Below are 26,461 nucleotides of genomic sequence, written 5' to 3' on the forward strand. Positions count from 1 at the left end.
TTTATGAATAAATTGGTTGTGTTATTTATTTTTAATTATCATCTGAGTTGACATTTATTTTTATATAAACATCTTACGCGATTATTTCGCGGGGCTATCTCTAATCAGGGATAGATATTGCTGCATATAAAGGAGTTATCATGAAAAGTAATAGAATAGCCAAACCTCTAGCCGTTTGTATTAGCTTTATATTAAGTGGCCAAGTTTATGCATTAGGCGTTGGGGAAGTCACTGTGGGTAATGCAATTATTGGTGAAAAAAGCCCTGAGAATACTACTATTATTACGCAGAATAGTGACAGAGCGGTAATTGATTGGACTAACTTCGGTATAGCACCAGGTGAAACCGTTAAGTTTGAACAACCTAATACTAATTCCGCTGTTTTAAATCGGGTTCACGAACAATTTGAAACTTACATTCAAGGTAATTTATTGTCTAACGGACAGGTTTTCGTCGTTAATCCGCGCGGCGTTACCATTACCGACGGTGCCAAAATTGATGTAGGTAGCTTGGTTCTGTCTAGCTTGAATTCCACTAATGATAATTTTATGGCTACACCTGGTGGAAATATCGCATTTTCTGGGGACGCTCGTGGTGGCTTGGTTGTTAACCTGGGAAAAATCACAGCGAAAGATAATGTTGTGATGATGGGAGCTGCTGTTGGTAATGAAGGCGTTATTGATTCAGGAAATGAAGTGTTATTGGCTGCTGGCGATGACATGACACTATCAGTTGGAGATAGTGGCATGTCGGTAAAAGTTGATACAGCATCTTGGAATAATCAAGATAAAAGGCACGCATTCTCAAATATTAGATTAATACCGGAAGCGCCATATGCGCGGTATTCCGTGGTAAATAGAAATGTGATTAATGCTGGTGTCGTAGAAAGTAATAATGGTCGAATTAAATTGATTGGCGAGAGTGTTGAGCATTTGGCGGGAAGTTTGAATAGCCCTAATGGGACTATTGATCTTAATTCGGGTATTTCAACTAATATTAAAAGCATGATCAATGCAAAAGATGTTGTATTAAATAGCGAGGGTAGCGTAGTACAAAGCAGTAACGCAGGGGCAGAAATTATAGCGAAAACTATCACTGTAGGTAATGAAATGACGAAAGGAGGTGATTATTATTTAGAGAACCATTTCAATAAAACCGATACCTTAAAAGGTGTTGTAAATTCTGCATCTAGCGGTTTTGTAGCAAACGCTGACAGCGGCATCAACTCGGTTAAATATCGTAGTGGTTCCAGAAATCCACTGCTTGTTAAAGATATTAGAGCTGAGCAAGATATTACCATGAAGACTTTTGGTAAGTTAAATGCCACTGCTCTTGAGGCCAACGGAACAATAAATTTAGCACCAGTCGATAATTTAGTCACAGAAGGTTCTATTTCTGGAGGCAATGTTTATCTGGCTAGTATGTCTGGCGATATCTCTACCAACGGCCTAAGTGCTAGACAGAAGGTCATTATGAGTGCTGGAAAAAGTATTACCAAAACCAGGAGTGATGCCTCGGTGAATGCTACAAATATTAAGATGACAGCAAAAGAAAACATAACATTAGGTGAGCTCAATTTTGCAGAACATGCGATTGTTAAGGCAAAAGAAATGACATTTGAGCGTATTCAAGGTTCAGATAATCGTGAAATAGAGTTATTAGCAGAAGATAGAGTGAATATCGGTGAGCGTATGATTGGTGGTAAGGCCTATTTCTCAGGTATTTTCAATGGTTCACTTAGTTTATTACCGATTCCGGGTAAAAGGACCGAAATTCTACATATCTCTGAGAAAGTCAGCCCTTCAGACGATCAGGGTAAAATCATTTTTCCCAAGGATTAGTTACCTGATTCGGTGAGCTGATTGAAGACTTCAATTTGATATATGGTTACCCACAAATGATGGCTCGCCATTTATATGAGAGTGAAATAACAAAGGGCTGAATATCAGCCCTTTTAGTGTATTTCTGCCTACCTACTGACAAATTCAGACTTCCAGATACCCCATAATCCCTTCGGCTGCTTTACGGCCTTCGGCAATAGCGGTGACCACCAAGTCTGAGCCTCGGACAATATCGCCGCCGGCAAAGATTTTTGGGTTGCTGGTCTGGAAGGCGTTATCGGCGCTTTCTGGCGCGACTACACGCCCCTGTTTATCCAGATTGACAGCGTGAGCGGCTAACCATTCCATATTATGTGGACGGAAACCGAAGGCAGTCACCACCGCATCGGCATCCAAAATGTGCTCAGAACCGGCAATATGTTCAGCCTGACGGCGGCCTTGCGCATCCGGTGCACCCAATTGGGTGCGAACCATTTTCACGCCGCAAACTTTACCCGCATCGTTTACTTCAATACTGAGCGGTTGCAGATTGAATTTGAATTCGACGCCTTCCTCACGAGCATTTTTTACTTCTCGTTTGGAACCCGGCATGTTCACTTCATCACGGCGATAGGCGCAGGTAACGTGCGTTGCGCCCTGACGGATTGAGGTGCGCACGCAGTCCATTGCGGTATCTCCTCCGCCCAGAACCACCACGCGTTTACCTTCCATATTCACGTAAGGTTCGTCCGAGGTTGCCGCGTAACCCATGAGTTGCTTGGTATTGGCAATCAGGAACGGCAGCGCATCGTAGACGCCAGCTGCCCCTTCGTTTTCTAATCCGCCGCGCATCGACTGATAAGTTCCCACGCCGAGGAATACCGCATCGTAATCGTTAAGCAGAGTTTCCATCGCCACGTCTTTGCCGATTTCGGTATTCAGTCGAAACTCAATGCCCATTTCGGAGAAGATCTTGCGCCGTTTGATCATCACTTCTTTTTCCAGCTTGAAGGCTGGAATACCAAAGGTCAGCAGACCGCCGATTTCAGGATGACGATCGAAAACTACCGCTTGTACGCCGTTGCGGGTCAACACATCAGCACAGGCTAGCCCGGCAGGACCTGCGCCGATGATAGCCACGCGCTTACCGGTTGGATGGACGTGTGACATATCCGGCTTCCAGCCCATTTCTATGGCTTTATCGCTGATATAACGTTCGATATTACCGATGGTCACCGCACCGAACTCGTCGTTTAGCGTACAGGAACCTTCGCATAGACGATCTTGCGGACAAACCCGCCCGCAGACTTCCGGGAGACTATTGGTCTGATGTGCCAAATCCGCGGCTTCCATAATGCGTCCTTCGTTGGCCAGTTTCAGCCAATTTGGGATGTAGTTATGTACCGGACATTTCCATTCACAGTAAGGATTACCGCAGGATAAGCAGCGGTCTGCCTGTGCTTTTGCCTGGGTTTCCGAGAACGGTTCGTAAATCTCTACAAATTCTATTTTACGGATCTTCAGCGGTTTTTTCGGCGGATCAACGCGCTGTAAGTCGATAAATTGATAAACATTCTGACTCATTTTAACCCCTTACTGCGCTTGAACCCGCAGCTCAGCTGCGGAACGGCTACGGTGGCCCAGCAGTGCTTTCACATCGCTGGATTTTGGTTTCACCAAGGCGAATTTACTAACCCAATCCGGCCAGTTAGCCAGGATTTCCTCGCCACGGCTGGACCCGGTCAACTGAACGTGTTCAGTGATTAGCCCGCGCAGATGTTCCTCATGGATAGCCAGTTCATCGACATCCAATACTTCTACCAACTCAGGGTTAACGCGTTTACGGAACTCGCCGTCTTCGTCCAATACATAGGCGAATCCACCGGTCATACCGGCACCGAAGTTGATACCGGTGCGACCGAGCACGCAGACGATGCCGCCGGTCATATATTCACAGCCGTTATCGCCGATACCTTCAACTACGGTGATAGCGCCGGAGTTGCGCACGGCGAAACGTTCACCAGCGCGACCTGCGGCGAAGAGCTTACCGCCGGTTGCGCCATACAGACAGGTATTACCGACAATGCTGGCTTCATGGCTACGGAAAGCCGAGCCTACCGGAGGACGAACCGCAATGCGACCGCCGGCCATGCCTTTGCCGACGTAGTCGTTGGCATCACCGGTTAGCGTTAATTCAACGCCGCCGGCATTCCATACGCCAAAGCTCTGCCCGGCGGTACCGGAGAAATGCGCTTTGATCGGATCGGTCGCCAGCCCTTGATCTCCATGCTTCGCGGCGATCGCCCCTGACAGTGCGGCACCAACCGAGCGATCGGTGTTGCGAATATCAAAGTAGAAAGTTTTGCTTTGTTTGGCTTCAATATGCGGTTCAGCCTGTTCCAGCAACGCTTTGTTCAGTGAGCCTTTATCGAACGGGGGATTGTTTTCGGTACAGTACAGCGCTTTGCCTGGATGCGGTTTGGCTGTGGCCAGCAAGGATGACAAGTCCAGCTTGTTCTGCTTGGCGGAAATGCCATCCAACTCGATCAACATATCGGTACGACCAATCAAATCAACCAGTTGGCTTACGCCCAGTTCGGCCATGATCTGGCGAGTTTCTCTGGCGATAAACTGGAAGTAATTGACTACGCGCTCCGGCAGGCCGTGGTAGTGATCGCGACGCAGTTTTTCGTCCTGAGTTGCTACACCGGTGGCGCAGTTATTCAGATGACAAATACGTAGGTATTTACAGCCTAAAGCCACCATAGGCCCCGTGCCGAAACCGAAGCTTTCTGCACCCAGAATCGCGGCTTTGACAATATCAACGCCGGTCTTCAGGCCGCCGTCCACCTGTAAACGGATTTTATGACGCAGACCGTTAGCAACCAGTGCCTGTTGCGTTTCCACCAGACCCAGTTCCCACGGGCAACCGGCGTACTTCACTGATGAAAGCGGGCTGGCACCAGTGCCGCCGTCGTAACCGGCGATGGTAATTAAATCGGCATAGGCTTTGGCCACGCCGGTGGCGATAGTGCCGACTCCCGGCTCGGAAACCAGTTTCACCGAAATCATTGCCTTCGGATTGACCTGTTTCAAATCGAAAATCAGCTGTGCTAAATCTTCGATGGAGTAAATATCGTGGTGCGGCGGTGGCGAAATGAGCGTCACACCGGGTACGGAATAGCGCAGTTTAGCGATGTAGGGCGTAACTTTATCACCCGGTAACTGGCCGCCTTCGCCCGGTTTTGCCCCTTGGGCTACTTTGATCTGAATAACATCGGCGTTAACCAGATAGGCCGGAGTGACACCAAAACGACCAGATGCTACCTGTTTGATTCGCGAGACTTTGTTGGTGCCATAGCGCACCGGATCTTCGCCACCTTCACCGGAGTTGGAGAATCCACCCAAACTATTCATAGCGATAGCCAATGATTCGTGGGCTTCCGGACTGAGCGCGCCGATAGACATTGCCGCCGTATCGAAACGGGTAAAGAGAGATTCTGCTGGTTCCACTTGATCTACTGGGATCGGCGTACCTTGCGGCTTGATTGCCAAGAGATCGCGCAGCGTAGCCACTGGACGTTCGTTAACCAGTTTTGAGTAAGCTTCGTAATCGCTGTATTCACCGCTGTGAACGGCTTTCTGCAACGTATTGACCACATCCGGGTTATACGCGTGGTATTCGCCATTATGGACAAATTTGAGTAAACCGCCTTGATCCAACGGCTTACGCTTCAGCCAGGCTCGTTTGGAGAGATTTTGCAGATCTTGCTGGAAATCGCTGAAGTTAGCGCCTCCGATACGGCTAACCACACCCTGGAAACACAGTTCAGACAGCTCTTTGTGCAGGCCTACGGCTTCAAACAACTTGGCGCAGCGATAAGACGCAATCGTCGAGATGCCCATTTTGGACATGATCTTATACAAGCCTTTGTTGATACCGTTGCGATAGTTGAGCATCACATCGCGGTACTTTTTATCTATAGCCTGTGTGTCGACCAATTTAGCCAATGATTCATAAGCTAAATAAGGATAGATAGCGGTAGCACCAAAGCCGAGTAATACGGCGAAGTGATGCGGATCGCGAGCGCTGGCGGTTTCAACAATGATGTTGGCATCGCAGCGCAGGTTTTTTTCTACTAATCGAGTCTGAATCGCACCCACGGCCATTGGTGCGGGCACCGGTAGACGGGTTTGGGAAATCGAGCGGTCGGAGAGCACCAGCATTACGGCACCATCGCGAACTTTACGCTCGGCTTCGTCGCACAGTGATAAAACGCGCTGTTGCAGATCTTGCTGGCTCGGATCAAACGTCAGATCCAGCCGATCGGCGCGATAATACTCGCCTTCCAGCGTAGTGAGCTGCTGGAAATCCGAATACAGCAAAATCGGGGATTTAAAGCTCAAACGGTGCGCCTGACCTTCGGCCTCGCAGAATACGTTCATTTCACGGCCGATACTGGTCGCCAGTGACATCACGTGAGCTTCTCGCAGCGGATCGATAGGCGGGTTGGTAACCTGCGCAAACTGCTGGCGGAAATAGTCATAAATAATGCGCGGGCCGCTGGAAAGCACGGCAAATGGGGTGTCATCGCCCATTGAGCCTGTCGCTTCCTGACCGTTTTCACCCAATACGCGGATGATTTGATCCAGTTCTTCGTTGGTATAACCGAATTGCTTTTGATAGGTTTCGAGCTGAGTATCATCCAGCTCGCGGCTTCCGACCTGATCTTCCGGCAGGTCCTCAAATGGCACCAGGCGCTTAACGTTTTTTTCCATCCATTCTTTGTACGGATGGCGGCTTTTCAGATCGTTATCGGTTTCGGCTGAATGCAGGATCTTGCCGCTGCGAGTGTCGATCACCATCAGTTCGCCGGGGCCAACGCGGCCTTTCTCTACCACTTCATCGGGCTGGTAATCCCAGATCCCTACTTCGGAAGCGCAGGTAATCAGCTTGTCTTTGGTAATCACGTAGCGCGCCGGACGTAGACCGTTACGGTCGAGGTTACAGGCGGCGTAGCGCCCGTCAGACATCACGATACCCGCTGGGCCATCCCACGGCTCCATATGCATGGAGTTAAAGTCGAAGAAGGCACGCAGGTCGGTATCCATATCCGGGTTATTCTGCCAAGCCGGTGGTACCAGCAAACGCATAGCGCGGATCAGATCCATCCCGCCGCTGAGGAACAATTCCAGCATATTATCCAGCGAGCTGGAGTCTGAACCGGTTTCGTTGACGAAAGGCGCTGCGTCCTGCAAATCGGGAATCAGCGGTGTTTTAAATTTATAGGCACGAGCGCGCGCCCACTGACGGTTACCGGCAATAGTATTGATTTCACCGTTGTGCGCCAGATAGCGGAACGGCTGAGCCAGCGGCCAGCGCGGCACGGTATTAGTGGAAAAACGCTGATGGAACAGGCAAATGGCCGATTCGAGGCGTAAATCTGCCAGATCCAGATAAAAACGTGGCAGATCCGCAGGCATACACAGGCCTTTATAGATCGTCACCAGATTGGAGAAGCTACAAACGTAGAAATCTAAATCTGAGATGCGTTTTTCGATACGGCGACGCGCGACAAACAGGCGGCGCTCCATATCGCGCGGGCGCCATCCGGCCGGAGCGTTAACAAAAATCTGTTCGATACGCGGCAGAGAGGAAAGGGCGATTTCACCAAGAACATCAGGGTTGGTCGGCACTTCGCGCCAGCCCACCACGGAAAGGGTTTCGTTTTGTAGCTCTTCTTCAACGATGCGGCGGCTTGCGTTAGCCAGTTCATCGTTTTGGCTAAGGAATATCATGCCAACGGCGTAATTTTTTGCCAAACGCCAGCCGCGCTCTTCGGCGACCATGCGGAAAAAACGATCCGGTTTTTGTAAGAGTAAACCGCAGCCATCGCCAGTTTTACCATCAGCGAGAATAGCACCACGGTGTTGCATACGGGCCAGCGCGTGTATTGCAGTACGCACGACCTTGTGGCTTGGTTCGCCTTCTATGTGGGCGATGAGACCAAAACCGCAATTGTCCTTCTCTTGGGATTTATCGTACAACATATCAGTGAACCTCCCCAGGCTCTGCGTGACTCTCACAACCGACTGCGAGGGACAATTCACGGTGACGGGTGGGCTGACAGGCGCGCCTGGCGCGGCAAATCTGCTTTTCCGCCCTCCGTCAATGACCTCTCGTGATGGTCTCACAAGTGGTATATGACTTGTTTTAAGAGGGAGTCTTAAATAACTGCATAATTATGACTAGACGTTTGCCCGTCTAGAAAGCTTCCAGCGGACTTCCAACTTAGCGAGAAAGAATACCGAGGTCAAATATAGGCCTAAGATATATCCAGATCACAAAAAATGATTTATCTATATGATATTAAAAATAATTTATGCATTTTTGACCCGGTGAAAGAGTCGTTGATGGGCAGTAGAAGTGTGAGCTGTCTCACTATAGTGCAATCGTCAAATCTCTGCACCATGCTAGTGCTGGTGGGGATGTCAGAGTGATATTCTGTGATTTAATGATTTTGTGACATTTAAAACTATTTTTCATCAATTTGTAATAGATGCGGTAAGGTGTTTGCCGAGATTAGAAAAATTAATCGGTAGCTAAATGATTTTATTTGCATTTATAGTGAATGGTTATGCGAAGTTGCACCCGAGGGAGTGGGAGTTGATCTCTGTCATCGCACGGAACACCCTGACCAGTTAGGCTAAGCGACTTTTACGACAGGCATCCTCCAGATTATGCAGTTGCAGCAATTAGTCAATATGTTTGGTGCGGATTTACAGCGCCGCTATGGTGAAAAAATCCATAAACTCACGCTCCACGGCGGTTTTAGCTGCCCGAATAGGGACGGTACTCTGGGGCGTGGTGGTTGCACATTTTGCCAGGTGGCTTCGTTTGCTGACGAACAAATGCAGCTACGAACCATTAGCGAGCAACTGGAAGCGCAGGCGAAGAAAGTTAACCGAGCTAATCGCTATCTGGCTTATTTTCAGGCTTATACCAGCACTTATGCCGAAGTTAATGCGTTGGCAGCCATGTACCAACAGGCTTTAGCCGAAGCGGATATCGTTGGCGTTTGTGTGGGAACCCGGCCAGACTGCGTACCGGATGCGGTATTAGACCTGCTGAGTGGTTATCATCGGCAAGGTTACGAAGTCTGGCTGGAACTGGGGCTACAAACTGCCAATGATAAAACCCTCAAACGTATTAACCGAGGCCATGATTTCGCCAGCTACCAACAAACGGCTCGCCGTGCCAGAGCGCGCGGTCTGAAAGTGTGTTGCCATTTGATCGTTGGCTTGCCCGGCGAAAATCAAGCGCAATGCCTGCAAACTCTGCAACAAGTTGTGGATACCGGCGTGGATGGACTAAAACTGCATCCGCTTCATATCGTGGAAGGCAGCACTATGGCTAAAGCCTGGCGAGCAGGGCGTTTGCCGGAACTGGCTCTGGAAGACTATGTGGTTACCGCCGGAGAAATGATTCGTCATACACCCGCCGATATTGTCTATCACCGAATTTCCGCCAGTGCTCGTCGCCCAACCCTGTTGGCTCCGCTGTGGTGCGAAAATCGCTGGACCGGTATGGTGGAGTTGAATCGGTATATGTTAGCCCACGGAGGCCAAGCCTCCGCTTTGTAGGTGATCGGCTACAAGGCGTTTGTCACCTGAACTTGGGTTGTGCTCGGCCTCCTCGCGTACTGCTACCTCCTCGCGTGCTACTGGGTGTAAATCCGGGGCACTGCGCGCAGGCGTACTCAGTTTGACTGTCGCTCGAACGCCCTAAGCCTTGGGAGATAGGCTTAGGGCGTCGCCATTTTGGGCTGACGCAGTGATCAAAATCCGCACCTGGTTTGTGCAGGCTCCGCTTCTTGCGTGCTGTGCACACCCCAACTTGGCTACAGCGCATCGCCCATTATTTTTGGCGTGTCTGCGGGCTATCGCCATTCTCAACTTTCGCAATTTCCCGTTGATTTGCAGTCTTTTCCACACTTCTTGGCAACCCGCCTTATCTATTTCTGGTTTTGCGGTATGATTTATCGCATGAAGTTTGACGGGAGTGGTTATGAAGCAAATCAGGGTATTAGCCCAGTATTACGTTGATTTAATGGTGAAGTTAGGGCTGGTGCGCTTCTCGCTGCTGCTGGCTTCGGTGCTGGTAATACTGGCGATGGTGGTGCAAATGGCCGTCACTTTGGTATTACGCGGCTCGGTCGAAAGCATCGATTTTGTTCGCTCCATCTTTTTCGGCCTGTTAATCACGCCGTGGGCGGTTTACTTCCTGTCAGTGGTGGTGGAACAGCTGGAGGAATCCCGTCAGCGACTATCCAGACTGGTAGATAAGCTGGAAATCATGCGTTATCGCGATCGGGAACTGAATCAGCAATTGCAGGAAAATATCTCGCAGCTAAATCTGGAAATTATCGAACGCGAGAAAGCGGAGAAAGCCCATCTACAGGTTGTGGATAAACTGAAAGAGGAAATGGGGCACCGTGAGCAGGCGCAGGTGGAATTAGGGCAACAATCCGCCCTATTACGTTCCTTCCTCGATGCATCCCCCGATTTGGTCTACTACCGTAACGAAGATAATGAATTTTCCGGCTGTAACCGCGCGATGGAGTTGCTGACCGGTAAAAGTGAGAAACAGCTGGTCGGCTTGACGCCACAGGAAGTTTACGCGCCAGATATTGCCGAAAAAGTAATGGAAACCGATGAAAAAGTCTTCCGCCACAACGTTTCTCTGACCTACGAACAGTGGCTGGTGTACCCCGATGGGCGTAAGGCCTGTTTTGAACTGCGTAAAGTACCGTTTTACGATCGCGTGGGTAAACGGCATGGTCTGATGGGCTTTGGCCGCGATATAACCGAGCGTAAGCGCTACCAAGACGCGCTGGAGAACGCCAGCAGGGATAAGACCACTTTCATCTCAACAATCAGCCATGAGCTGCGTACGCCGCTTAATGGCATCGTCGGCCTAAGTCGTATCTTGCTGGATACCGATTTAAACGATGAACAGCTGAAATACCTCAAAACCATTCATGTTAGTGCCATCACTCTGGGCAATATATTCAACGATATTATCGAAATGGATAAGTTGGAACGGCGCAAAGTGCAGTTGGACAACCAACCGATCGACTTTACCGGTTTTATGACCGATCTGGAAAACCTGTCCGGTTTGCTGGTTCAGCCTAAAGGTCTGAAATTCCTGATGGAACCTCAGGGTTCATTACCAGAGAAAATCATCACCGACGGCACTCGCCTACGCCAGATTTTGTGGAATCTGATTGGTAATGCGGTGAAATTCACTCAGGAAGGGCAGATAGTTGTGCGTATCCGACGAGAAAATCCTGACCGACTGATCTTCGAAGTGGAAGATTCCGGCATGGGAATTCCGCAGGATGAACAAGACAAAATCTTCGCTATGTATTATCAGGTGAAAGACAGCAACGGCGGGCGTCCGGCTACCGGAACCGGAATCGGGCTGGCGGTGTCCAAACGGCTGGCGCAGAGCATGGGCGGCGATATCACCGTGAAAAGCACTCAGGGCATCGGTTCCTGCTTTACGCTGTCTATCAAGGCGCCTGCGGTGCAGGATGAGGCGGCTAGCGTGTTGTCTGATGAAGATATGCCGCTGCCAGCACTGCACGTGCTGCTGGTGGAGGATATCGAACTCAACGTGATTGTGGCGCGCTCGGTGTTGGAAAAATTGGGTAACAGCGTTGAGGTGGCGATGAATGGCCAGGATGCGTTGGATATGTTTAATCCGGATGACTTTGATTTAGTGTTATTGGATATTCAGCTCCCGGATATGACAGGGCTGGATATTGCTCGCAAAATTCGCGCGGATTATGGCCATTGCCACTTGCCGCCGCTGGTGGCGCTTACGGCTAACGTTCTAAAAGATAAAAAAGAATATCTTGATGCTGGAATGGATGACGTGCTGAGCAAGCCGCTGTCTGTCCCGGCTTTAACGGCAATGATCAAGCAGCTCTGGGATCATCAGCCTTCCCACTCCACAAAAAAACAGGAACATAAACCGATGCAAACTAATGAATCGTTACTCGATACCGTGATGTTGGAGCAATACATCGATTTGGTGGGACCACAGCTGATTCATCAGAGTTTGGAAATGTTCGAGCAGATGATGCCGGGTTATCTGGCGGTGTTGGATTCCAATATGACCGCTCGTGACCAAAAAGGTATTGCCGAAGAAGCGCATAAAATTAAAGGGGCGGCAGGTTCGGTAGGTTTACGGCATTTGCAGCAACTGGCACAGCAGATTCAAACGCCTTCATTGCCAGCATGGTGGGATAACGTTCAGGATTGGATTGATGAGCTGAAACTGGAATGGCGTAACGATGTTCAGGTACTGCGTGAGTGGACTGCGGAAGCTGAAAAAAAATAACCCCGACCGAGGCCGGGGTGCGCGAATACTGCGCCAACACCAGGGAAAACGTGAACCTGCGTATTGATTTCTGTGTGTGTCCGCAGGTTTTATGGATTCGTTGATACATCATACAAGCAACAACATAGCAAATGTAAGCGCTCTTGTTACAAGATTCATTAAAATATGTGATAGAGATTGTTGTTTGTCACTAGAACAGGTTAGCGATTGACAGCGAAACAAAAGGAGGATTGTGATGAAAAGAGTCGGTGTAGTGTTGAGTGGTTGCGGTGTTTTCGATGGCGCAGAGATACATGAGTCCGTCTTAACATTGCTGGCTTTGGATCGCGCCGGAGCCGAGGCAGTATGCTTTGCGCCGGACAAGACGCAACTCCATGTTATTAATCATTTATCTGGTGAAATTACCGACGAAAATCGTAACGTGTTAGTCGAGTCTGCGCGTATTGCGAGAGGTAAGATTCAGCCACTTTCTGCCGCCGATCCGGCGCAGTTAGACGCGTTAATTGTACCCGGCGGATTCGGTGCGGCGAAGAATCTGAGTCGCTTCGCAACCGAAGGAACGGCGTGTTCTGTAGACGAAGATTTATATAAGCTTACTCAAACAATGCATAAGTCTGGCAAACCAATTGGATTTATGTGTATTGCCCCAGCGATGTTACCAAAGCTGTTGGGAGAGCGAATTCGCCTGACTATTGGTAATGATATCGATACCGCCGATGCTATTGAGGCCATGGGGGGAGAACATATCGTTTGCCCGGTGGAAGATGTCGTGGTGGATGCGGAGCATAAAGTCGTTACCACGCCCGCCTATATGCTGGCCGGTTCTATCTCAGAAGCAGCCGTCGGTATCAACAAACTGGTGAGTAAGGTGCTGGGCTTAATCGAATGAAATTGGGGAAATACGGGATAGGATGGATCTGGCGTGGTCTAAAGCGTGGCATTTTGGCGCTGTTGGGCTTTTGGCTGGCCGCTATTTTGATTTTTGCCTTCCTGCCCGTGCCCTTCTCCATGGTAATGGTCGAAAGGCAGCTCGGAGCTTGGTTTTCCGGCGATTTTTCTTACGTGGCGCATTCCGACTGGGTGCCTATGAGCGAAATTTCCCCTTACATGGCTTTGGCCGTGATGGCGGCGGAAGATCAGAAATTCCCTGACCATTGGGGATTTGACATGGGGGCCATTGAATCGGCTCTGGCGCACAATCAGCGCAATCAAAAACGCATCCGAGGCGCATCGACGTTATCGCAGCAAACGGCGAAAAACCTGTTTCTGTGGGATGGCCGCAGTTGGGTGCGTAAAGGGTTGGAAGCTGGATTGACGGCCGGGATTGAGCTGGTGTGGACCAAAAGGCGCACTTTGACGGTTTATCTGAATATTGTGGAGTTTGGCGACGGTATTTTCGGCGTTGAGGCCGCGGCGCAGCGTTTCTTCCATAAGCCTGCTAGCCGGTTAAGCGCTTCTGAAGCGGCTATGCTGGCGGCAGTGTTGCCGAATCCACATCGCTTTAAGGCAAATGCACCCTCAGGCTATGTAATTAGCCGCCAACAGTGGATCTTACGCCAAATGCGTCAGCTGGGCGGCAAAACTTTCCTACAGGAAAATGCGCTGTAAAACGGCCGCTAGGTTGAGTTGGCAGAAACAAAAAGGGCTTAGTATCAACTAAGCCCTTTTGCTTTTAAGTGAGTAAATTACTGAACGTAGGTAAAGGCGGTGGTGACGTGTTTTACGCCGCCAACTTTACTGGCGATCTGCGCGGCAGATTGTCCTTCTTGCTGCGTAACCAGGCCGAGTAGGAACACTTCGCCATTTTCGGTGGTGACTTTGACGTTAGAAGATTTAACCGAATCACTGGTGAGTATTTGCGAACGAACCTTAGTGGTAATCCAGGTATCTGATGAAGCGGTGCCCAGATCGACCGGTTTGCCCAGACGAATCTCGTTGTACACTTCACTGGTGCCTTCAACGCCAGCGGCTATTTGCTTGGCTCGGGTTGCCAGTTCGGTCGTCGGTGCTTGCCCGGTTAGCAGTACTTTGCCTTGGTAAGCCGTAGCGACGACGCGGGCTTCTTTTTTCAGTTGCTGGTCTTTGCTCAATGCGTTGGTCACTCGGGCTTCTAGTGTGCCGTCGTCAACTTGAGTACCGACGCTGCGAGGGTCAGTTGCGGATTTGGTCGCCACGGCGGCGCTGCCAACTACGACGGCACCAACACAGCCTTGTAATAGCAATGCGCTAAACAGCACGGCAAAAAATGGGAAACTAACCTTCATTTATGCTCCTTTAATCGTCCTGATGAGGGAATAGGGTGTTATCAATCAGATCACACAAACAATTCACTGTAAGCATGTGCATTTCCTGCACCCGAGCGCTGCGGTGAGAAGGAATGCGAATTTCAACATCCTGCTGGCCTAACAGACCTGCCAGTTCACCACCGTCGTAACCCGTAAGCGCGACAATCGTCATATCGCGGGTTACGGCTGCTTCAACTGCTTTCACAATATCACGGCTGTTACCACGAGTGGAAATTGCCAGCAGAACGTCTCCGGCCTGGCCTAAAGCACGCACTTGCTTGGCGTAAACCTCTTCATGCAAACGGTCATTGGCAATCGCGGTCAACACCACATTATCGGCATTTAGTGCGATAGCTGGCAGGCTTGGCCGTTCGGTTTCGAATCGGTTGATCATACTGGCGGCGAAATGCTGGGCGTTTGCCGCCGAGGTTCCATTGCCGCAGCAAAGAATCTTGTTACCATTCAGTAGTGATTGAACCAGCATCATCGCCGCTCGTGATATCGCGTCAGGTAAGGCTTCCGCCGCAGCAATCTGGGTTTGAATACTCTCGGTAAAACAGACTTTGATTCTATCCAGCACGTTGATTTAACCCACTCAGTAAAATGAATTGCCCGGCTTTGGCCGGAGAAAAATGATCAATCCGTATTGAAAGCATTAGGCAACCATTCTAACTGGTTACCGGTAATCGCAAAAACATCAAAACGGCAAGATGATGTGTCAAAACTGGCTCCGCGCTGCGCCAGCCAAACCGCCGCAGCACGTAATAACCTTTGCTGTTTGGTATGAGTCACGCTGGCAGCGGCACCGCCAAAGGTCGCATTCCGACGAAAACGCACCTCGACAAATACCCAAGTCGCACCGTCGCGCATAATAAGATCTATCTCGCCGCCGCGAACGCTCACATTGGCAGAATGAAAGACCAGACCGGCTTGTTCCAGATGGCGGCGAGCCAGCCGTTCATAATTTGCGCCAATATCCCTTTGGCTCATGTTTTAATCCATTATTTTCGCCCCCGACCGGAAACGGGGGCGCTAAAGTCAGGTTGAAAACGCCGGTTATTGCGCCGGAACAACCATTCCCTGGCGGTATAGCAACCAAGGCAGTTTACGGTTAACCACGCAGTTTGATGATGCGGTCAGTTCACCGGTAGAGCCTGATACCTTAAAGCCTGGAATCTGGCGCATTTCAGCAAAGTGGTTAGACAATGTCCAAGCATCCATCCCCATGGCATACAAACGAACCAGCGAATAGTCGTTAGCAAACTTGGAGGAAGCCTGCTGCATCAACGCAGGGTTGGCGCCGGCCATCAGCGGAATATCGCTGAACTGAACGCCTTCCATTTCCAGACGGTAATCCGGGCCTGCACCAGCCTGATAACTGCGCGAGCTGGCGTACAGCGATGGTTTGCTGCGAGTGGTGGTCGCCATATCGATCATAGGTTTAATCAGCGTCAGCTCGTCCGGCGTTGCCACGATATACACGGCATCCACGTTCCCGCCTGCGGAAGTAGAAACCACCGGCGCGTCAACCGGCGGTGCCGGGATAGTCAAACCGGCGATAGTCACTGATTGCGGAGCCGCTGTCGGTGTAACAGAAATTGGTTGGCCGGTCAGACGAATACCCGCGCCGCTGTTGATGGACTGCTTCAACTCTGCGGTGGAACCAAAGCTCTGCTGTAGTACGGTCTGGCCGCCTTGCTTCTGCCATTCTTCAGCAAAGGCTTTGGCGATACGATCGCCAAAAGCACCGCGAGGGGTTAGCAACAGCGGCATTTGCTTTTGCTGTTGCCATAAATGATGGGCGGCATCGCGCGCTTCATCTTCCGGCGACAGAGCGAAGTAACAGATATTTGGGCTGTCTTTGGCGGTTTCTGGCTGATTTAGCGCCAGAATATTCAGCGTGGTCGGCGTGGCGGTTAATTGCTCAACGTCTGGTTTCAGCAACGGGCCGACAACCAGCGTGGCACCATCTTGCTGTGCCTGAGCTAGCAGCGCAGCGATTGGCTGAGAAGTGGTGTCATAGACTTTAACCTGTGCATTGCTGGCAGCGACAGGTGCGGCAACTGGAGCCGGGGCTTCCGGCGTTGCGGCGGCCTCACCGTCCACTGGCGCGCTTGCGTCAATGGTCGGTTCTGCGGTTGGTGCAGGTGCTGGCAGGCCGCTTTGAGCCGCCATAAAACCTTGCTGAATAGCTTCGCCAAATACTTTTGCCTGACCGCTTAATGGCAGCAGCAGCGCAATTTTAGCGGTGGACGCCTGAGTGAAGTTCACAATCTGAGTTAGCTGCGCAGGCAATGATTTCGCCGCCGGATTTTGCGGATAGCGAGTTTGCCAGTCTTTGATCGCCGCTTTCAATAAATCAGGGTTCTGTCGGTTATCCTGATATACGTGCAACAGATCCAGCCAGCCTTGCAGGACATTTTCATCGGCATTGATCACCAGCGTATTCAAATCCTGAGGCGTCAGTTGCGCCAGCGCCAGCCAAGTGGCATCGATGTTATCCTGATGAGCCTTATCTTTAAGCAGTGGTTCCTGAGCGATATAGGCGCGAATCAGCGGCAGAGTCGGTTTACCCTGACTGGCGCCGATCAGCGCCTGATAATAGCGAACCTGCTGATTTGCCGATAATGTGCTGGCGTCTAATTTAGCCAGTATTGCAGCGGCGGCAGGTGCATTTTTCTGTGCAACCAATAACTCGGCGGCCAGCAATTGTTGTTCCTGACGCTGAGTGTCGCTCATTTTTTCAGGCAATGTATTCAGTTGCTCACTGGCTTGCGGCAGCTTCCCTTCACGTAGCAGGGCACGAATGGCGAGTAATTGCCAGTCAGCCTTGTTATCATCACTACTTTGCTGCAATTGTTGCAGGTAATAATCAGAGTTCGCGCTTGCTTCGTCCTGTATATTTGACGGCGGCGGAGTCTGTGGGGCCAGGCCAGAACAGCCAGCCAAGACAAGAGCGGCCAGAACAGCAGGAATGAAAATTCCTGCTTTGGTACGAACGGATGTTGAGGAAAGCATACTGTATCCAGTGATGTTTTTTTCAAGATGCTCAATATTAAATCGGTAATCCGGATGAAACAATGAATCAACACGATCGAGCAGTGATTTCTGCATCTACGCTTTACGTGGTACCCACCCCCATCGGTAACTTAGGGGACATCACCCACCGGGCGTTAGAGGTACTGAAAAGCGTTGATTTGATTGCGGCAGAAGATACGCGCCACACGGGTTTGCTGTTGCAACACTTTGCTATCAACGCGCGCCTGTTTGCGCTTCATGACCATAACGAACAACAAAAAGCTGACCAACTGCTGGCGAAGCTACAGGAAGGCCAAAGTATAGCTCTGGTTTCCGATGCGGGAACACCATTAATCAACGATCCCGGCTACCATTTGGTGCGCCGCTGTCGTGAAGCGGGTATTCGGGTCGTACCTTTGCCCGGAGCTTGCGCTGCTATAGCTGCGTTGTCAGCTGCGGGGATTGCTTCAGATCGTTTTTGCTACGAAGGCTTTTTGCCAGCAAAAACCAAAGGCCGTAAGGATACCTTGCAGGCGCTGATTGAGGAACCACGAACGCTTATTTTCTATGAATCGACCCATCGTCTCTTGGAAAGTTTGCAGGACATGGTGACGGTGCTCGGCCCACAACGCTACGTGGTTCTGGCGCGAGAGTTGACCAAAACCTGGGAGTCAATCCACGGTGCGCCAGTGGGCGAATTGCTGGCTTGGGTGCAGGAAGATGACATGCGCCGCCGGGGTGAAATGGTGCTGATTGTCGAAGGACACAAAGCGCTGGCTGACGATGCATTGCCGGCTGAGGTACTGCGCACTCTGGCATTACTGCAAAAAGAGCTTCCACTAAAGAAAGCTGCGGCGCTGGCGGCAGAAATCCACGGCGTGAAGAAAAATGCCTTATATCGCTATGCGCTCAACCAGCAGAGCGATGCGGAAGAGACAGAAGAAGACGCAGCGCAGTAATGTGCAAAGCCGGGCGCGATGTCCGGCTTTTATCAGGTTCTTTACCCATTATTTCCAACCGTGATGCCAGCCATGCCCAGGGTGATACCAGCCCCACGAATGGCCTTCATGATAGCGCCAAACATAGCCCGGCCCTGGCATTGGATATTCAGGAGCGACATAAACTATGCCCGGCGGTACCACAAATTCAGATTCGCGATAGCGAGCGGGTTCCACCACACAGCTACTGAGCAAAAAAATTGCGGCAAGTGGAGCAATGAACAGCGCGATACTTTTCATAGTACAGCTCCTAGAACGCTCGAGTGAAATGTTGGCCTGACAGTTCTAATTCTAGCTAATAAATTCTGCGTATTGTTTTGATCGAAAAGGTAATTTTTGTCAGCATCTTTACAATTATCTATGAGTTTGTTGAGCTGTAATAAAGTGAAAATAGGTCATTCACGCGGTATCGGAGGAAGAGAACATATCGCGCCATACATTGACCCAATTGCGCGGGTAAAGGCTTCATTTATTATCGCATATGCAAAACAGAGTTAAGCCACGTTCGATAAAATCACTTTGTTTGATAATTAATCACTATAAATCTTTGTTTCAAGTGAAAGATGACATTCCGCTTCAATGTGACTATAATCCGCCGCGGAGTTGACTAGACAGTCGCCGCTTCACTGCCGTCCCTCTCGGGGGAGACAGGTGGAGGGGAGGAAAGTCCGGGCTCCATAGGGCAGGGTGCCAGGTAACGCCTGGGGGGCGCAAGCCTACGACAAGTGCAACAGAGAGCAAACCGCCGATGGCCCGCGCAAGTGGGATCAGGTAAGGGTGAAAGGGTGCGGTAAGAGCGCACCGCGCGGCTGGCAACAGTCCGTGGCATGGTAAACTCCACCCGGAGCAAGGCCAAATAGGGGTTCACATGGTACGGCCCGTACTGAACCCGGGTAGGCTGCTTGAGCCAGTGAGCGATTGCTGGCCTAGAGGAATGACTGTCCACGACAGAACCCGGCTTACCGGTCAACTCCCTCTATTATAGAGCCCCTTGTGAGGTTATCCTCACAAGGGGTTTTTTATTGGGTGATTGACTACTGCGCGTCGCCCTAAAATTCAATGGAGTGTAATTTCTTCGGTTCTTGACGTGATAAGTCAGCAACACTAATACGGATGCGAGTGAAAGCGTGCCGCTGGGGTCGTAGCGGCGTGAGCCGCCGGAGCGCCCCTCGGTGCGCTAAGCTCGAGCCTGTAAGGTGACAGGCTACTGCGCGTCGCCATTTTGGGCTGACGCAGTGCTCAGAATCCTCACCTACTTTGTGTAGGTTCCGGTTCCTACGTGCTGGGCGCACCCCAACTCGGCTAGCTCGCGACGTCCTAAAATCCAGCGTGATGCGATCTTTGAGGATTCAGCTGTTATTTGAATCAGTACCTATACCGGCAGGTCGATTAACAGCGCGCGTAGCGGCGTTTTGGCTTTAATGGTGAGCTGCTGCTCTTCCTGAACAAAGGCGCCGTCGCCGCAGGTCAGACGCTGAAGATCGCTGGTCTGCGAACCTTCCACTTCTACGGTGCCGTGAATTGACTGTAAATACGCCCGTTGACCGTGAAGCTGAATGCTATGTTCATCTCCCGCCGCCATATCCAAATGGTGAATCCACATCTGCTGACGCAGCTTCAGACTCCCCTGATCGCCATCAGGCGAAGCCAGTAAACGATATGATTCATTGCCTAGCGCTAGACGCTGACTCGAATCAGTATCCTGCTCAGGGCAGGCATTCAGCCACAGCTGAATCCGGGTTAATGGCTTACAGCCACTCAAATTATGCTCGCTGTAACTCACCTCAGACTGCGGCGAAAATAAAATAACATCGCCTTCTTTTCCCTGTACATGATTACCCAAACTGTCTCTGTACTCCGCTTCACCCTGTAAGATCAGGTTGAGAATATCTACCTGAGGATAAGTTCGTGGCTGAAACGCTGCGCCGGGTGCGAGAACTTCCTGATTGAGCACTCGCAATGAAGCGTAGCCCAGCAGTTTGGGATCGAAATAATGACCGAAAGAAAAGGTATAGCGGGCCTGTAACCAACCAAAGTCAGCTTGCCCGCACTGTTTTGCCGTTCTGCATGTGATCATGACGATGATTGCCCCTATAAATTGATAGACAAATGGTAAGCGTCTGGACGCAGGATTGTTAGCCAGTTAATCTGGTCGGTATATTCAAATTTCCTGACTGAGAAAACTGATGGCCAAAGATCGGGCGTTAACGCTAGAAGCGCTGCGGGTAATGGATGCGATTGATCGTCGAGGCAGCTTTGCCGCTGCCGCTGATGAACTGGGTCGAGTGCCTTCGGCCCTCAGCTACACCATGCAGAAGCTTGAAGAAGAGCTGGATGTGGTGCTATTTGACCGCTCCGGGCATCGCACTAAATTCACAAATGTTGGTCGGATGCTACTGGATCGCGGCCGGGTGTTATTGGAAGCTGCCGATAAACTGACTACCGATGCTGAAGCGCTGGCGCGGGGTTGGGAAACACACATCACAATTGTGAGTGAGGCGTTGTCGCCCGCCTGGAAACTGTTCCCGCTTATCGACAAACTGTCGCTCAAGGCCAATACGCAGGTTTCAATTTTGACTGAGGTTCTGGCCGGAGCCTGGGAGCGATTGGAGCAGGGGCGTGCTGATATTGTTATCGCACCAGATATGCATTTCCGCGCTTCTTCAGAAATCAATTCACGAAAATTATATAAAGTAACCAGCGTCTACGTGGCCAGCCCAGATCATCCAATCCATCAGGAACCGGAGCCGCTCTCGGAAGTGACTCGGGTTAAATATCGAGGTATTGCCGTGGCAGATACCGCTCGCGAGCGCCCGGTCATTACCGTTCAGTTATTGGATAAACAGCAGCGTTTAACGGTCAGTACTATTGAAGATAAACGACGCGCGTTGCTGGCCGGATTAGGCGTGGCGACCATGCCTTATGAAACGGTCGAAAAAGATATCGAAGCGGGTCGCTTACGGGTTGTTGGGCCGGAGTACAGCCGAGAAGTGGATATTATTATGGCCTGGCGGCGAGACAGTATGGGCGAGGCTAAGTCCTGGTGCCTGCGGGAAATTCCTAAATTACTGGGGCGCGGTTAGGAATATAGTGAGACGGGCGCTGGTCGCCCGTCCGAGTAAAAAAGGTATAACAGGGTATTGGGTTAGACTATTACTCTGAACCAAAACGAACATCTCGCCCGTGGGCCGACAATAAATCCTGTTCTGGCCCGACGGAAATAATACCGTAGGGATTAATCGTGGTATGACTACGATAATAATGATTGCGAATATGTGGCAAGCTAACGGTGCCAGAAATGCCTGGCATCTGGTAAATATCTCGTAGGAAACCGAATAAGTTCGGATAATCACTAATTCGGCGTTTATCACATTTAAAGTGGGTGACATAGACAGGATCAAAACGAACTAAAGTGGTCCACAAACGTAAATCAGCTTCAGTCAGTTGATTGCCAGTTAAATAACGCTGCTGGTCCAGAATTAATTCCAATTTATCCAACGCCACAAACAACGTATTTACCGCTTCATCGTAGGCGTTCTGGCTGGTGGCAAAACCGGCTTTGTATACACCATTATTTACCGCATCGTAGACCCAACCGTTAATTTCTTCGATTTCCTCACGCAGCGCTTCGGGATAATAATCCCCCTTGGCGGCACCTACACCATCAAATGCACTATTAAAAATACGCATGATATCGGCGGATTCGTTGCTAACGATGGTTTGCTGCTGCTTATCCCAAAGTATGGGGACGGTCACTCGTCCGCTATAAGTGGGTTCTGCACGTAAATACAACTGGTAGAGGTAATCCGATTGGTAAAGGGAATCTCCGGTGGTATCAGGGAAGTCGGTGCCAAAGGTCCAACCTTTATCCAACATTAATGGATGTACGACTGAAACCGGAATAAGGGATTCTAACCCTTTAAGGCTGCGCATTAATAAAGCGCGATGCGCCCAAGGGCAGGCAAGTGAAACGTATAAATGATAACGATCTTTTTCCGCATTAAAGCCGCCGCGGCCGTGAGGGCCGGGCTGGCCATCAGGGGTTATCCAATGACGGAATTGTGAGGTGCTACGTTTGAAATGGCCGCCGGTTGACTTAGTGTCGTACCAGATGTCTTGCCAAACGCCGTCAACTAGTTGTCCCATTGGGTACTCCTGTGTATTTAGAGGTAATCACGAATTTTATAGCGCAGAGAGCAGAGGAAGGCGAAATAAGTTTGGATTAGCAACGCCGTATTAATCCATTCGTCAGTAAGGCGACAAAATAACAACGCCCTACCATCAGATAGGGCGTCGGATATTAGCCGCGGGGGAAAGTTACCACTTTTTGCCCAGCAGACGGTCAATACTGAATGCGCCAGGACCTGCAACGGCCAGCACCAGGAAGCCACCGGCGATGGTCAGGTTTTTCATGAACATCAGCTGGTTTACGCCTTCCGCAAAGTTTGTGTGGAAAATCAGCGCGGTTAACAACGTGAAGCCCGCGGTAAACAGAGCGGTAGTACGGGTCAGGAAACCAAACAGAATCGCCAGACCGCCGCCAAATTCCAGCAAGATAGTCAATGGCAAGAAGAAGCCGGGAACGCCCATCATCTGCATATATTGCTGAGTTCCAGCATAGGCATCGCCCATTTTTCCGTAACCGGCAACAATAAACAGAATTGGCATCAGAATACGTGCAACCAACAGACCGGTATCTTGTAATTTATTCATCGACTACTTACTCCAAATAAGGGTTGATGCTAATGCTTAACATTAGCGGCAATATTTCGTGGCAATCCGTTGGCTTTCCAGCTTCATACCGGGTTGATGAATAATATGTTAGTAGGGAGGTAGGAAAGTTGTTAGCAAGTAATACTGTTTGTTTTTATCAAAAAAATTGATGGGTTTAACAAAAAGTGCGAAAAAGGTTAGCCGATAAAGATAAGTGGAAGGGTTGAGAATAAAAAATAAATAATAAATTGAATGAGTTAATAAAACTCGCCGTCTGAGACAGTGGCGACAGGCGAGTTTAGCGGGAAGAAAATGTGCGACGGAAAAGTCGGAAGGTACCCCACGCGCTTAACGCCCTGCGGGACCAGCGAATCATTCGGCTGGGATGGCGAACGCCATAAACTGCGATCAGACTGGAACCCAGAACCAGAAACTTACGCATTTCAAGAATTTTGAGCCAGCCGCGATCATAAGGCGCGGTCACTTCAATCCAGTGTGCCGCGCTGTTAGCCAGATCCAGGCGTTGCTGTTCAATCTGACGCAGCAACTTTTCCTTCTCTAACCGTAACTGGCGGCTCACTGGTCTTTCTCCAATAATTCCCGATCGATTTCCAATTGTTGACGGGTAGAACCCAAAAACGTGGAACGACGAGCTTTAACCAGCGTCCAGATAACACCTATCAACGCTAGCCCCAACAGCACGCCGGTGGTGATAGCCAAAGCCATAAAGCGGTAGACGGGATCAACGGCCCACATCATTAACACCAGCAGGCTCATTAAACCAAAAGCGGTTAATAGCAGAGTGATTCCGGCCATTATCAGCAACTGAATCAGCGTTGCCTTTTCCTCTTCCAGCTCAATTACCGCCAGTCGAACGCGGGTTTCAACCATGCCAACCACGATAGTGGCGATGCGATGGATGGTATCAAGGACCCCTTTACCGGGGCCCTGTGTGCGAGGTTGCTCTGCCATAATTAGCGACGAGACAACAGAACGCCCAATACCACGCCAACTGCGGCACCGATACCAACACCTGTCCAAGGGTTGTCATGAACGTAGTTATCAGCCTTGTCGGCGATTTCTTTGGTCTGAGCCGCAATTTTGTCGCCGGTTTCGCTCAGGCGCTCACGAGTGTCCTTTAGGGCACTCTCAGCTTTGGATCGTAATTTATCTAACTCAGCTTTTGGCTTATCAGAGGAGGAATGCAAAACTTCTTCCAATGTATCTGCCAGTGATTTGAGTTCGGCGCGCAAATTTTCAGCGTTTTTATCTTGTGCCATATAAATAACTCCTTAACATAACTGAGAAGAATATCTAACATAGCGGATTTTCTGAGCGGTTGAAAGGCCAACCTGTGGAAAATCATGCTAATCCGCCTGCGGATTCGTCCTAAAAAACACCATAAAATGGCTTTTTAACCAGATTTTTGACTACCAAAAGCGATGAATAATATCTATTCAGCCTGAAGTTGCTTTAGCTCGGTTTGGGCTTCGTCCAGCTTCTTCTGCTTTTTGGCGATTTTCTTTGCGTCACCGGTTTCCTGCGCCTGCTTCAGCTCTTGCTGACGCTCGGCAACTTTCTGCTGTTTCTGAGCAACTTTTTGCTGATGCTCAGCCTGTAAACCGGCTTCAGTACAGTTGGATTTCACTTCTTTCAGAGCCGTTTCCAGCCCGGCAACGCGCTGGGTATTACCATGCTGTTTGGCATAATCGATCTGCTGCTGAATTTCTTTCGCTTTGATATCGCAGCCGTTAGCGGTAGCAGCCTGAGCCAGGCCGCAGAATGCAACAACCGGTAAAACCAGCAGAAGGGAATGGCGTAACAACATAATATTTCTTCCTTTTTGCAGCCTGAAGACAACGGTGTGTCTTAGTTCCATGCCGCTTAATAAATGGGACATATCAGTAATGGCGATAACCGCACTTAAGTTAAGCATAGCGCTGAATAGAACATCGCCCAAGTTTTCTATTGGGTTATATTGGGGAATCCCTTTCATTTTTCAAATTGTTGCGTGGTTAGCGGCAGCGCGAAACCTATCGGTTACATATCGAAGAGTAATCAGAGCACGCGGGGAGAAATGACATCAGAGGGACGGGGGAGAGTTTCCCCCGACAGAGGATTGAGCTAGCCTATTTTTTGCGTATCACCGCCAAACTTTGGCAGCCAGCTATGACGTTTGGTTGATTCACTCAGCACGATGACGTAGCCCTTCGGCAAAATAGCCTGCAATGCTTCAATGGCTTCTTTCTGCTGCTCCGGTGATTCCAGACTTACCACCAAACTATCGGCCTCCGGCGTAATGCTTTTAATCCGAATGCCTCGTTCGTCCAGATGTTGATAAAGGTAGAAGCCGTCCGGAAGACTCAGCCCTTGTTGATTAGGGCTGATTTTCAGGGCGCTTTCAGTATGCAGTATCACGGGGGTAAACAGCGCGACAAGCACCAGCATACCTAACGCTAGCACCGCATAGTGCCAGCGTGGGCGGCGCAAACGAGCCAGAAGCTGGATCACGCCTGATTTCCTTTATCACCCTGCACGCTGCGCTTTTTACGCCACAGTACGTACAGAGAACCAAATAGGCCGATAAACAATAACGCTAGCGGTAGCAGCATTAGGAAGAACATGACTTCATCTTCGTATTTGCGGAATACCGGCGTTTTACCCAACGCGAACCCCAATGTAGTCAGAATCAGTACCCAAAGCAGGCCGCTGACCCAGTTAAAGAACTGGAAACGAGCGTTGCTCAGGCCAGAAAGGCCAGCAATTGTGGGTAACAGTGTCCGGACGAAAGCTAAAAAACGGCCAATTAGCAGGGCGGACAAACCGTGGCGGTGGAATAAATTATGCGCGCGGGTGTGATAGTGAGCAGGTAAATGGGATAACCAACCCTGCACTATCTTGGTATTTCCCAGCCATCTTCCCTGTATGTAGCTGACCCAACAGCCTAAACTGGCGGCGGTAGTCAGAACCACTAGCGTGACCGGGAAACTCATTGCCCCTTTGGCAATCAGTACGCCGACCAGAATCAGCAGGCTATCGCCGGGTAAAAATGCTGCTGGCAGCAGGCCATTTTCCAGAAATAGTATGACAAACAGCAGGATATAAATGGCCCACACCAACGAAGGGTTAGCGAGTGTTTCGTAGTCCTGCTGCCACAAGGCATGTAAGAGTTCTTTAATGATATCCATCTGGTATTCCTAAAACGTCATTGTTTTTGTT

Annotated in this window: 23 protein-coding genes and 1 other RNA gene; 8 read left to right on the forward strand and 16 right to left on the reverse strand. The window is 50.1% G+C overall.

The window, feature by feature from the left end:
* The first annotated feature begins 140 nt into the window (after window positions 1-140).
* Window positions 141-1,841, forward strand: a complete 1,701-nt coding sequence (locus DBA33_RS04450) for a filamentous hemagglutinin N-terminal domain-containing protein (protein ID WP_120805671.1) — start codon at window positions 141-143, stop codon at window positions 1,839-1,841.
* Between the two features lie 144 nt (window positions 1,842-1,985).
* Here the strand turns inward: DBA33_RS04450 and DBA33_RS04455 are convergent, their stop codons facing one another.
* Together DBA33_RS04455 and gltB are read right to left on the reverse strand one after the other, a co-directional pair.
* A complete protein-coding gene (locus DBA33_RS04455; protein WP_064515329.1) occupies window positions 1,986-3,404 on the reverse strand; it encodes a glutamate synthase small subunit in 1,419 nt (472 codons plus the stop codon).
* Window positions 3,405-3,413: 9 nt separating this feature from the next.
* Entirely contained in the window at window positions 3,414-7,871 is a 4,458-nt protein-coding gene (gene gltB, locus DBA33_RS04460) for a glutamate synthase large subunit (RefSeq protein WP_064515327.1), read from the reverse strand.
* A gap of 690 nt (window positions 7,872-8,561) precedes the next feature.
* On the opposite strand from gltB, the gene DBA33_RS04465 reads away from it, so the two are divergent.
* From DBA33_RS04465 to mtgA, 4 genes are all read left to right on the forward strand, one after another.
* Window positions 8,562-9,464 carry a TIGR01212 family radical SAM protein gene (locus tag DBA33_RS04465; RefSeq protein ID WP_120805673.1) on the forward strand — a complete coding sequence of 301 codons (903 nt, stop codon included), beginning with the start codon at window positions 8,562-8,564 and terminating at the stop codon, window positions 9,462-9,464.
* Window positions 9,465-9,888: 424 nt separating this feature from the next.
* The gene (arcB, locus tag DBA33_RS04470) at window positions 9,889-12,228 is read left to right on the forward strand and encodes an aerobic respiration two-component sensor histidine kinase ArcB (RefSeq protein WP_064515324.1); all 2,340 of its coding nucleotides are present in this window, start codon (window positions 9,889-9,891) and stop codon (window positions 12,226-12,228) included.
* Between the two features lie 235 nt (window positions 12,229-12,463).
* Window positions 12,464-13,117 (forward strand): isoprenoid biosynthesis glyoxalase ElbB, encoded by a 654-nt coding sequence (gene elbB, locus DBA33_RS04480; RefSeq protein WP_120805674.1) that lies wholly within the window; start codon window positions 12,464-12,466, stop codon window positions 13,115-13,117.
* The gene (mtgA, locus tag DBA33_RS04485; protein WP_064515320.1) at window positions 13,114-13,836 is read left to right on the forward strand and encodes a monofunctional biosynthetic peptidoglycan transglycosylase; all 723 of its coding nucleotides are present in this window, start codon (window positions 13,114-13,116) and stop codon (window positions 13,834-13,836) included. Before elbB ends, mtgA begins: the two co-directional genes overlap by 4 nt.
* A 77-nt stretch (window positions 13,837-13,913) precedes the next feature.
* On the opposite strand, the gene dolP is transcribed toward mtgA, so the two are convergent.
* The 4 genes from dolP to DBA33_RS04505 form a co-directional block, all read right to left on the reverse strand.
* The gene (gene dolP, locus DBA33_RS04490; protein ID WP_049597858.1) at window positions 13,914-14,492 is read right to left on the reverse strand and encodes a division/outer membrane stress-associated lipid-binding lipoprotein; all 579 of its coding nucleotides are present in this window, start codon (window positions 14,490-14,492) and stop codon (window positions 13,914-13,916) included.
* Between the two features lie 10 nt (window positions 14,493-14,502).
* A complete protein-coding gene (gene diaA, locus DBA33_RS04495; RefSeq protein WP_049597857.1) occupies window positions 14,503-15,093 on the reverse strand; it encodes a DnaA initiator-associating protein DiaA in 591 nt (196 codons plus the stop codon).
* A gap of 56 nt (window positions 15,094-15,149) precedes the next feature.
* Entirely contained in the window at window positions 15,150-15,503 is a 354-nt protein-coding gene (locus DBA33_RS04500; protein ID WP_064515318.1) for a YraN family protein, read from the reverse strand.
* A gap of 66 nt (window positions 15,504-15,569) precedes the next feature.
* Window positions 15,570-17,531 carry a penicillin-binding protein activator gene (locus tag DBA33_RS04505; protein WP_120805676.1) on the reverse strand — a complete coding sequence of 654 codons (1,962 nt, stop codon included), beginning with the start codon at window positions 17,529-17,531 and terminating at the stop codon, window positions 15,570-15,572.
* Between the two features lie 62 nt (window positions 17,532-17,593).
* Between DBA33_RS04505 and rsmI the strand changes: the two genes are divergently transcribed.
* Window positions 17,594-18,490 carry a 16S rRNA (cytidine(1402)-2'-O)-methyltransferase gene (rsmI, locus tag DBA33_RS04510; RefSeq protein WP_064515316.1) on the forward strand — a complete coding sequence of 299 codons (897 nt, stop codon included), beginning with the start codon at window positions 17,594-17,596 and terminating at the stop codon, window positions 18,488-18,490.
* A gap of 48 nt (window positions 18,491-18,538) precedes the next feature.
* Here rsmI and DBA33_RS04515 read toward each other — a convergent pair whose 3' ends face one another.
* Window positions 18,539-18,769 carry a hypothetical protein gene (locus DBA33_RS04515; RefSeq protein WP_064515314.1) on the reverse strand — a complete coding sequence of 77 codons (231 nt, stop codon included), beginning with the start codon at window positions 18,767-18,769 and terminating at the stop codon, window positions 18,539-18,541.
* 359 nt (window positions 18,770-19,128) lie between these two features.
* On the opposite strand from DBA33_RS04515, the gene rnpB reads away from it, so the two are divergent.
* Window positions 19,129-19,507: RNase P RNA component class A (gene rnpB, locus DBA33_RS04520), an RNA gene on the forward strand.
* Window positions 19,508-19,901: 394 nt separating this feature from the next.
* Here rnpB and DBA33_RS04530 read toward each other — a convergent pair.
* Window positions 19,902-20,606, reverse strand: coding sequence for a pirin family protein (locus DBA33_RS04530; protein WP_064515312.1), 705 nt, complete (start codon window positions 20,604-20,606; stop codon window positions 19,902-19,904).
* Window positions 20,607-20,715: 109 nt separating this feature from the next.
* Between DBA33_RS04530 and DBA33_RS04535 the strand changes: the two genes are divergently transcribed.
* Window positions 20,716-21,612, forward strand: coding sequence for a LysR family transcriptional regulator (locus DBA33_RS04535; RefSeq protein WP_120805680.1), 897 nt, complete (start codon window positions 20,716-20,718; stop codon window positions 21,610-21,612).
* A 70-nt stretch (window positions 21,613-21,682) separates the two neighbouring features.
* Here DBA33_RS04535 and DBA33_RS04540 read toward each other — a convergent pair whose 3' ends face one another.
* The 8 genes from DBA33_RS04540 to DBA33_RS04575 form a co-directional block, all read right to left on the reverse strand.
* Window positions 21,683-22,675, reverse strand: a complete 993-nt coding sequence (locus DBA33_RS04540) for a glutathione S-transferase family protein (RefSeq protein ID WP_120805682.1) — start codon at window positions 22,673-22,675, stop codon at window positions 21,683-21,685.
* 171 nt (window positions 22,676-22,846) lie between these two features.
* On the reverse strand, window positions 22,847-23,242 hold the full coding sequence (locus DBA33_RS04545; protein WP_049597845.1) for a DoxX family protein: 396 nt from the start codon (window positions 23,240-23,242) through the stop codon (window positions 22,847-22,849).
* Window positions 23,243-23,540: 298 nt separating this feature from the next.
* Window positions 23,541-23,822: a YqjK-like family protein gene (locus DBA33_RS04550; RefSeq protein ID WP_064515308.1), complete on the reverse strand. Its 282-nt coding sequence runs from the start codon at window positions 23,820-23,822 to the stop codon at window positions 23,541-23,543.
* Window positions 23,819-24,214: a phage holin family protein gene (locus DBA33_RS04555; protein WP_064515306.1), complete on the reverse strand. Its 396-nt coding sequence runs from the start codon at window positions 24,212-24,214 to the stop codon at window positions 23,819-23,821. The genes DBA33_RS04550 and DBA33_RS04555 overlap by 4 nt, the downstream gene beginning before the upstream one ends.
* Before the next feature lie 2 nt (window positions 24,215-24,216).
* Entirely contained in the window at window positions 24,217-24,522 is a 306-nt protein-coding gene (locus DBA33_RS04560) for a YqjD family protein (RefSeq protein ID WP_064515304.1), read from the reverse strand.
* 173 nt (window positions 24,523-24,695) lie between these two features.
* Window positions 24,696-25,070, reverse strand: coding sequence for a DUF1090 domain-containing protein (locus tag DBA33_RS04565; protein WP_064515302.1), 375 nt, complete (start codon window positions 25,068-25,070; stop codon window positions 24,696-24,698).
* Window positions 25,071-25,366: 296 nt separating this feature from the next.
* On the reverse strand, window positions 25,367-25,732 hold the full coding sequence (gene mzrA, locus DBA33_RS04570; RefSeq protein ID WP_256966627.1) for an EnvZ/OmpR regulon moderator MzrA: 366 nt from the start codon (window positions 25,730-25,732) through the stop codon (window positions 25,367-25,369).
* Window positions 25,733-25,749: 17 nt separating this feature from the next.
* Window positions 25,750-26,430 (reverse strand): DedA family protein, encoded by a 681-nt coding sequence (locus DBA33_RS04575; RefSeq protein ID WP_064515298.1) that lies wholly within the window; start codon window positions 26,428-26,430, stop codon window positions 25,750-25,752.
* Window positions 26,431-26,461: the final 31 nt, after the last annotated feature.

Source organism: Yersinia sp. IP36721 (genome assembly GCF_003634395.1).
GTDB lineage: Bacteria > Pseudomonadota > Gammaproteobacteria > Enterobacterales > Enterobacteriaceae > Yersinia > Yersinia entomophaga.

Coding starts and splice junctions, on each gene's coding strand:
- DBA33_RS04450 (WP_120805671.1), top strand. CDS start 141: ATGAAAAGTAATAGAATAGCCAAACCTCTAGCCGTTTGTATTAGCTTT.
- DBA33_RS04455 (WP_064515329.1), bottom strand. CDS start 3,404: ATGAGTCAGAATGTTTATCAATTTATCGACTTACAGCGCGTTGATCCG.
- gltB (WP_064515327.1), bottom strand. CDS start 7,871: ATGTTGTACGATAAATCCCAAGAGAAGGACAATTGCGGTTTTGGTCTC.
- DBA33_RS04465 (WP_120805673.1), top strand. CDS start 8,562: ATGCAGTTGCAGCAATTAGTCAATATGTTTGGTGCGGATTTACAGCGC.
- arcB (WP_064515324.1), top strand. CDS start 9,889: ATGAAGCAAATCAGGGTATTAGCCCAGTATTACGTTGATTTAATGGTG.
- elbB (WP_120805674.1), top strand. CDS start 12,464: ATGAAAAGAGTCGGTGTAGTGTTGAGTGGTTGCGGTGTTTTCGATGGC.
- mtgA (WP_064515320.1), top strand. CDS start 13,114: ATGAAATTGGGGAAATACGGGATAGGATGGATCTGGCGTGGTCTAAAG.
- dolP (WP_049597858.1), bottom strand. CDS start 14,492: ATGAAGGTTAGTTTCCCATTTTTTGCCGTGCTGTTTAGCGCATTGCTA.
- DBA33_RS04500 (WP_064515318.1), bottom strand. CDS start 15,503: ATGAGCCAAAGGGATATTGGCGCAAATTATGAACGGCTGGCTCGCCGC.
- DBA33_RS04505 (WP_120805676.1), bottom strand. CDS start 17,531: ATGCTTTCCTCAACATCCGTTCGTACCAAAGCAGGAATTTTCATTCCT.
- rsmI (WP_064515316.1), top strand. CDS start 17,594: ATGAATCAACACGATCGAGCAGTGATTTCTGCATCTACGCTTTACGTG.
- DBA33_RS04515 (WP_064515314.1), bottom strand. CDS start 18,769: ATGAAAAGTATCGCGCTGTTCATTGCTCCACTTGCCGCAATTTTTTTG.
- DBA33_RS04530 (WP_064515312.1), bottom strand. CDS start 20,606: ATGATCACATGCAGAACGGCAAAACAGTGCGGGCAAGCTGACTTTGGT.
- DBA33_RS04535 (WP_120805680.1), top strand. CDS start 20,716: ATGGCCAAAGATCGGGCGTTAACGCTAGAAGCGCTGCGGGTAATGGAT.
- DBA33_RS04540 (WP_120805682.1), bottom strand. CDS start 22,675: ATGGGACAACTAGTTGACGGCGTTTGGCAAGACATCTGGTACGACACT.
- DBA33_RS04545 (WP_049597845.1), bottom strand. CDS start 23,242: ATGAATAAATTACAAGATACCGGTCTGTTGGTTGCACGTATTCTGATG.
- DBA33_RS04555 (WP_064515306.1), bottom strand. CDS start 24,214: ATGGCAGAGCAACCTCGCACACAGGGCCCCGGTAAAGGGGTCCTTGAT.
- DBA33_RS04560 (WP_064515304.1), bottom strand. CDS start 24,522: ATGGCACAAGATAAAAACGCTGAAAATTTGCGCGCCGAACTCAAATCA.
- DBA33_RS04565 (WP_064515302.1), bottom strand. CDS start 25,070: ATGTTGTTACGCCATTCCCTTCTGCTGGTTTTACCGGTTGTTGCATTC.
- DBA33_RS04575 (WP_064515298.1), bottom strand. CDS start 26,430: ATGGATATCATTAAAGAACTCTTACATGCCTTGTGGCAGCAGGACTAC.